We start from the raw sequence: 6,413 nt of genomic DNA, 5'->3' as shown, positions 1-6,413 counted from the left end.
GAATATGAAAACTATTGAACGAGTCCTTCCGGTTTTATAAGACCCTGGTGAGTGTCGTTAATATCTCAAGAAATGAGGCCGTTATGAACCGAAATCTATCATCAATCTGCACGCCGGGAACTCCAATCAAATGGTCGCTTGCCCGCGAAATGCGCCGCAATCCGACCGCCGCCGAAGCAAAGCTATGGGGTCATCTGCGCGGGCATCGCATGCTGGGCCTAAAGTTCCGGCGCCAGCACGTCATTGACGGCTTCATCGCCGACTTTTATTGCCATGCGCTGAAGTTCGTGATCGAGGTCGATGGGGGAGTGCATGACACGCAAGAGGAATACGACCGAGACCGTCAGCGCTTCTTCGAACGATCCGGTTTGAGTATCCTGCGCGTCACGAATGCGGACGTGCTGGCGAGGCCGAATTATGTCCTCGCCAAGATCGAGATCCGATGCCATCAAGCGATGGCGGACTGCGGGAAGTGCGAAGGCGCGCCGATTGTTCCTCAAGACGGTCTCAGAAAGCTCGATCCCCCTGAGGCTTTACCGCCTTATCGCCATAATGGAATTTGAAGGGCGCTCGCCACCCGTAATTAATCGGCTCGTCCGTCCCCATGAGAGATAAGGATTGCATACATGAATTGGTTCATTAACTTGAAGACAGGTTCAAAGCTTGGAGGAGGCTTTGGGTTGTGTCTTCTGTTCACGCTGATCTTGAGCGCTGTTTCCATCGTTCGGCTGACTCAGCTCAACCAGATCACCACCCATATTGTCGAAAGCAATCTCGTGAAGTCGGAGCTCGTCGGCGCTCTTGGCGATAACTTTCGTCAGGTCCGCCTCTTCGAATACAATTACCTCTCCGGTGTCGAGGAAGCCCAGGAGAAGTCGACCGAGGAAGAAATGAATTCCGAGCTAGAGGAAACAGATAACAACCTCAAAGCATACGAAGAAACCATCGCCGAGCCAGCGGACCGCAAAGCGTTCGATCTGGTGAAGGCCGAATGGTCTGAGTATATGGCCATGCATCATCGAGTGATGGCGCTGGGACAGGCCGATAAAGAAGCGGAAGCGATGAAAATTATGAACGGCCCCATGCTGGCGCCGTTCAATACGCTGCGTGAGGATCTCGACGCCATGGCGTCGGCTAATCACGACAGCAGTGTCCGGGATGACCACACGTCGAGTCAATCTTATTCCAATGGCCTCAAATCGATTGTCTGTTTGTCGATCCTTGCGTTTGCGTTGAGCGTGTTTGCTGGAGTTTTCATTACGCGCTATATCACTCGCACCCTGGCTGAAGTCTCGGAAGGGATGAAGGTCCTGCATCAGAACGGCTTGACTGGGCTTGGACAAGCGGTGCAGGCGATGGCGCGGGGAGATCTGACCGTACGGGTCCAAAAGGGCGCGAAGCCGCTTACGCTAAGCAGCCGGGACGAATTCGGTCATATGGCGGGAACGTTCAATGGAATGCTGGAGCAGGTGGAGCTGACGATCGCTTCCTTCCATCAGTCGCAAGAATCGCTGTCTGGGCTTGTTCGCCGGCTGCAGCAGTCGTCGTCAGATGTGGCGCAGACGTCGCAGACGCTGGACCGAGCGGCGCAGCAGGTCAGCGGCGCGTCCGGTGAGATCAGCGTCTCCATCCAGGAGGTGGCGCACGCTAGCGAGAACTCCGCCGCCGGCGCCAACGAAGTGGCGCAGGGCAGCATGATGCAGGCGACTTCCCTGGCGCAAGGCGCTGATCTCGTGAAGCAGCTGTCCGTGCAGGTGCACGATGTGGCGCGCGACTCTCAAACGACGGCGCAGGCCGCCGGGCAGGCCATCGACGCCGCCACGAGCGGCGCCGCCGCTGTCTCGCAGACAGTGGCCGGCATGAATATGATCCGCAACACCGTCAGCCAGAGCGCCGCCGTAATCGTGGCGCTGGGCGCGTCTTCGCAGGAGATCGGCGGCATTGTGGCGACGATCGACGACATCGCCTCGCAGACCAATCTCCTGGCGTTGAACGCGGCGATCGAAGCGGCCCGGGCCGGAGAGGCCGGACGCGGCTTCGCGGTGGTCGCCGACGAAGTTCGCAAGCTCGCCGAGCGCTCCAGCAGTGCAACGCGCGATATCGGCAGGCTGATCGAAGATGTGCAGAAACGCACGGCGGAAGCAGTCGCGGTGATGCAGGAAGGCGCCCACGAAGTCGAGCGCGGCACACTGCTCGCTGAGGAAGCGGGCCAGTCCCTGCGGCAGATCCAGGACGTCGTCCAGGTCGTGACAACCGGTGTGCGGCGTATTTATGACGCGACTGATAAGATGACCGCGACCTCTGACCGCGTCAGTCAGGCGATTGACGAAGTGGCCGCCGTGGTGGAGCAAAGCAGCGCATCGGCTCGGGAGATGAGCGGCTCCGCCAAGGAAGTCTCCTCGCAGGCGAGCGTCGTCGCGGACGCCGTGCTGCAGCAGACCCAGTCCATCGAGCGGCTAGTAACCTCCTCGTCCGCGCTCTCCGCCATCGCCGGCGACCTTGAAGCCGCTGTCGAACGCTTCGTGATCGACGGCGCTCCATCGGCCCCCAAGCTGTCGATGTCGCGCGCGGCGTAGGAAGACGCTCCTCGTTACGTCCCGGTCCCCAGAATTTGGGGCCGGGGCGTTTGTCCTAAGCGAACACATCCGCATAGTCTGCGGCGTACTGTGCGAATGATCGCGCGGGTTTGCCCGTGATCTCCTCGACTGTGGGCAGCACTCGCGCCGCGTAGCCATCTTCGTAAAGCTGGAACAGCTCCACCAGAGCGTCGGCCAGTATCTCGGGAGCGCCCCCGGCGACCATGCCGTCGCGAACCGCTTCGCCCGGCACGGGTACGAAATTAATCGTGCGCCCCGTAATCGCGGACAGCTGCTCCGCGATTTGAGTATAAGAAATCGCCTCGGGGCCGGTGATCTGGTAGATTTTGCCTTCATGGCCGGGCTGGGTCAGCGCTTTGGCGGCGACGGCGGCAATGTCGCGCGTGTCCACGAAGCTAGCCTTGCCGTCCTCCACGGGCGAGTAGATCGCGTTCTGTGTCTTGATCGAACGGACATCGTTCTCCGCGAAATTCTGGAAGAAGCCATTGGGACGCAGGATCGTAGAGGGGACGCCGCTCGCCTGCACGATCTTTTCCTCGGCTCGGTGCCAGCGGCCGAGCGTGATCCCCGGGTCAGCGTCGGCGCCGTAGGCCGAAAGGCGTACGATATGCGAGACGCCCGCCGCCTTCGCCGCGTCCACCAGTGACTGCACGATCTCCGTCGTTCCTCCGGTGAACGGCGTCAGCAGAAAGAGTTTTTCAATCCCATACAGGGCGTCGGCAAACGTGTCTGGGCGCGTGAGATCCATCTCCACGAGTTCCGGCTCGTACGCCATGACATTGCGCGCGCGCAGCTTGGAGCGCACCCCCGCGCGTACTTTGACGCCCTGGTTCGCCAGCTCCGCCGTTAGATCGCTTCCCACCGTACCGTTTGCGCCGGTAATTAAAATCGTTGCCGCCATGTGATTGTATTTCCTCCACGCCATAGTATACGCCGCGCGCGCGGACAATCCATTCCTAAAGAACACGCGCGGACATGTGAAAGTCTCGGCGGGCGTGATGGGGTACTATGTCAACCATTAGCCGGAGAGGAAGTACTGGGATTGAACGCTGAAGAAATCCGTCTCGCACAGTCGCGGGAGCGCACCGCGCATTGGAAGCGCTGGGGGCCTTATCTGAGCGACCGCGCCTGGGGCACGGTGCGCGAAGATTACAGTACCGACGGCTCGGCCTGGGACTATCTTTCGCACGATCTTTCCCGCTCGGTGGCGTATCGCTGGAACGAGGACGGTCTGGGGGGAATCTGCGACCGCCATCAAAAGATCTGCTTCGCGCCGGCGCTTTGGAACCACAAGGACTCGATCCTGAAGGAGCGCCTCTTTGGCGTGACCGGGACTCAGGGCAATCATGGGGAGGATGTGAAGGAGTATTACTTCTACGTCGACTCCACGCCGACCCACTCCTACATGAAGTTCCTCTATAAGTACCCCCAGTCGGCGTACCCGTACGCCGATCTGACAAATGTCAACATGCGGCGCGCCAAGCACGAATCCGAGTACGAGCTTTTGGACACGGGGATCTTCGACGAAGACCGTTACTTCGATGTCGTCGTGGAGTACGCCAAAGCGGGCGTCGAAGATATCCTCATCAAGATCACCGCCCACAATCGCGGCCCCGAGGCCGCGCCGATCGATCTGCTGCCGACGGTCTGGTTTCGCAACACCTGGGCGTGGGGAGACGCCGATGCGGAGCGTCCCGCGCTGCGCTTCGAAGACGACGGCGTTGCCGGCCGCAAAGTGATTCTGCTCGAAGAGCCGACTTACGGCGAGCGCCGTTTGTACTGCGCCGGCGCCCCCTCCCTGATGTTCACTGAGAACGACACTAACCGCCACCGCCTGGGGTTGCCGCCCGGCGGTCCCCATTTCGTCAAAGATGGGATCAATCGCTGTATCGTCGGGGACCACAAAGAAGCCGTCAACCCCGCTCAGATCGGCACTAAGGCGGCGGCGCGATACATGCTGACCGTGGAGCCCGGCGGCAGTCAAAGCATTACCCTACGCTTCACCAATGAAGTGCTAAAAGCCGATTCGAATCACCCGCTGGGAATAGATTTTGACGCCATGTTCGCGGCGCGCATTCAGGAGGCGGATGAGTTCTACGCAGGCGTCATCCCAGGGACTCTGTCACCGGATGCGCGCCAGGTGATGCGGCAGGCGCTCGCGGGTATGCTCTGGTCCAAACAGTTCTATCACTATGAGGTGCAGCGCTGGCTGGAAGGCGATCCCGGGTATTCCAATCTGCCGGCGTCGCGCATGCACGGGCGCAACCATGACTGGGGGCATCTCTATAGCTCCGATATCCTTTCCATGCCGGACAAATGGGAATATCCCTGGTTCGCCGCCTGGGACCTCGCTTTCCACTGCATTCCCCTGGCCCTGGTCGATTCCGAGTTCGCGAAGGATCAACTGACCTTGATGGTGCGCGAGTGGTATATGCACCCCAACGGTCAGCTGCCCGCCTACGAATGGGCGATGGGCGATGTCAATCCGCCCGTCCACGCCTGGGCTGCGTATCGGGTCTACAAGATGGAGGAAAAGCGGCTCGGTTCTCCCGACCGTCCCTTCCTGGAGCGCGTCTTCCACAAGCTGCTTTTGAACTTCACCTGGTGGGTGAACCGCAAGGATCCCGAAGGTCGTAATGTCTTCCAGGGCGGGTTTTTGGGACTGGACAATATCGGCATCTTCGACCGCAGCCAGCCGCTGCCGACCGGCGGCCATCTCGACCAGAGCGACGGCACCAGCTGGATGGCGATGTTCACCCTGAATCTGCTGGCGATCGCCATGGAGCTGGCCAAGGAAAACCCGGCGTATGAAGATGTCGCGAGCAAGTTCTGGGAGCACTTTCTGTACATCTCGGAAGCGATGAACAGCCTTGGCTCTGAGGGCGAGGGTCTGTGGGACCGTGAAGACGGCTTCTTCTACGACGTGCTGCACCTCCCCGACGGTCAGCGTATGCCGGTCAAGATCCGCTCCATCGTTGGCCTGATCCCGCTCTTCGCCGTCGAAACCCTGGAATCCGATGCTCTGGACAAGCTGACCGGTTTCCATCGCCGTATGGAATGGTTTGTCGAACATCGGCCGGACCTGATGCGTAACATCGCCTGTATGGAGACCCCCGGAACCAGCGAGCGCCGCCTGCTTTCGATTGTGTCGCCCAGCCAGCTGCGCGCAATCCTCCGTGTCATGCTGGACGAGGACGAGTTTCTGTCGCCCTACGGTATCCGCGCCGTGTCGCGATATCACAAGGATCATCCATATATCTTCACGGTGGACGGCGTCGAGCACCGCGTGGATTACGAGCCCGCCGAATCCACCGATGGACTTTTCGGCGGCAACTCCAACTGGCGCGGACCGATTTGGATGCCGATCAACTATCTGATCATCGAGTCGCTTCAGAAGTACCACTATTATTTAGGCGACGATTTTAAGATCGAATGTCCCACCGGCTCCGGTCACATGCTTACCCTTTGGGAAGTCGCCGCCGAGCTGTCCCACCGCCTCACGCACCTCTTCGCCCATGACGAATCCGGCCGCCGTCCTGTTTACGGCTACGCCGAGAAGTTCCAGAACGACCCGCACTGGAAGGACCTGATCCTCTTCTACGAATACTTCCACGGCGACAACGGCGCGGGGATCGGGGCGAGCCATCAGACCGGATGGACGGGGCTGGTAGCGAAGCTGATGCAGCAGAGCGGGGAGTAGAGGCGATTTATTTCAAATAATGGGGACGGTGTTAATGGGACCGTCGAATAAAGCGGCCGGCGGTTAAAACCGCGCCTGCATGAGCGCAGAAACCCACCTGCGTGGGTTACATAATC

At 59.9% G+C, this 6,413-nt stretch carries 4 protein-coding genes; 3 read left to right on the top strand and 1 reads right to left on the bottom strand.

Annotated elements, in window-relative coordinates; genetic code table 11:
* Window positions 1-83 precede the first annotated feature (83 nt).
* Both ABIZ35_RS15480 and ABIZ35_RS15475 read left to right on the top strand, forming a co-directional pair.
* Window positions 84-563 (top strand): endonuclease domain-containing protein, encoded by a 480-nt coding sequence (locus ABIZ35_RS15480; protein WP_348220822.1) that lies wholly within the window; start codon window positions 84-86, stop codon window positions 561-563.
* A 63-nt stretch (window positions 564-626) separates the two neighbouring features.
* Complete coding sequence (locus ABIZ35_RS15475) at window positions 627-2,576, top strand: methyl-accepting chemotaxis protein (RefSeq protein WP_348220821.1); 1,950 nt, start codon at window positions 627-629, stop codon at window positions 2,574-2,576.
* Window positions 2,577-2,631: 55 nt separating this feature from the next.
* On the opposite strand, the gene ABIZ35_RS15470 is transcribed toward ABIZ35_RS15475, so the two are convergent.
* Entirely contained in the window at window positions 2,632-3,498 is an 867-nt protein-coding gene (locus ABIZ35_RS15470) for an SDR family oxidoreductase (protein WP_348220820.1), read from the bottom strand.
* Between the two features lie 141 nt (window positions 3,499-3,639).
* Here ABIZ35_RS15470 and ABIZ35_RS15465 point away from each other — a divergent pair, with 141 nt between their 5' ends.
* The gene (locus tag ABIZ35_RS15465; protein ID WP_348220819.1) at window positions 3,640-6,297 is read left to right on the top strand and encodes a glucosidase; all 2,658 of its coding nucleotides are present in this window, start codon (window positions 3,640-3,642) and stop codon (window positions 6,295-6,297) included.
* Window positions 6,298-6,413: the final 116 nt, after the last annotated feature.

Source organism: Capsulimonas sp. (genome assembly GCF_039929585.1).
Lineage (GTDB): Bacteria > Armatimonadota > Armatimonadia > Armatimonadales > Capsulimonadaceae > Capsulimonas.
Note: the sequence above shows the minus strand (reverse complement) of the source record. Positions and strands in the feature narration are given on the sequence as shown.